Origin of the sequence: Roseovarius autotrophicus, from assembly GCF_018069895.1 — a bacterium.
Classification (GTDB): Bacteria; Pseudomonadota; Alphaproteobacteria; order Rhodobacterales; family Rhodobacteraceae; genus Roseovarius; species Roseovarius autotrophicus.
This window is the reverse complement of the sequence record NZ_JAGQDH010000074.1, coordinates 1-1,003: the sequence shown is the minus strand read 5'-3', so window position 1 is coordinate 1,003 and position 1,003 is coordinate 1. Positions and strand designations below refer to the sequence as shown.

Sequence of the window (1,003 nt, the reverse complement as noted above, 5' to 3'; positions counted from 1 at the left end):
GGGATCTGATGGCGGAAACGCTGGATCGGATCGACGCCGCAAACCCCGCGATCAACGCCATCGTGGCGCTGCGTGACCGCGACACGCTGCTGGACGAGGCCGCGTGCGCCACCCCCGGACCGTTGCAAGGTCTGCCCATGGCGATCAAGGATCTGGCCGAAACCGCCGGGATCGTGACCAGCTATGGATCGCCTGCCTTTCGGGATCATGTGCCATCTGCCGATTGCCCCATGGTTGCACGCCTGCGCATGGCGGGGGCCGTGATCATCGGCAAGACCAACACGCCGGAATTCGGCTTGGGCTCGCACAGCTACAATCCCGTTTATGGCGTGACGCGCAACCCCTACAACCGCACGCGATCCGCCGGCGGGTCAAGCGGCGGCGCGGGCGCAGCACTCGCCGCCCGGATGGTGGCCTTGGCCGACGGGTCGGACATGATGGGCTCATTGCGCAATCCGGCGGGATGGAACAACGTCTTCGGGTTCCGCCCCAGCTATGGCCTTGTGGCGGGCGGGGGGCCGGGCGATCTGTTCCTGTCGCAGCTTTCGACCGAAGGTCCGATGGCGCGCTCCATCCGCGATCTTGAACTGTTGCTGTCCATCCTTTCCGAACACGACCCAAGGCACCCCCATTCCAGCGGTCCCTATCGGCCCGAGGCTCCGGGTCGGACGCTGAAGATCGGTTGGCTTGCCGATTGGGGCGGTGCCTATGCGATGGAGCCGGGTGTGCTGGACCTGTGCGAGTCTGCGGTCCGGGTCTTCGAGGGCTTGGGCCACAGCGTCACAGCCATGGCCCCGCCCTTTTCCGCCGAGGCGCTCTGGACCGCATGGACCACGCTGCGCAGCTGGACCATCGCGGGCAATCGCGGGGCGCTGCTCGGGCAATCGCCCGAGATGGTCAAGCCGGAGTTGCGATGGGAGATCGAGCAGGGCCTTGCCGTATCGGGTGCCTATATTCAAAAGGCAAGCGCCATCCGTTCGGACTGGTTCCGCTATACCGCCAG

At 66.0% G+C, this 1,003-nt stretch carries 1 protein-coding gene; it reads left to right on the top strand.

Translation table 11 applies throughout. The features are described 5' to 3' along the window. A partial coding sequence (locus KAK09_RS18590) for an amidase family protein (protein WP_210880405.1) occupies positions 1-1,003 on the top strand: 1,003 nt, incomplete at both ends.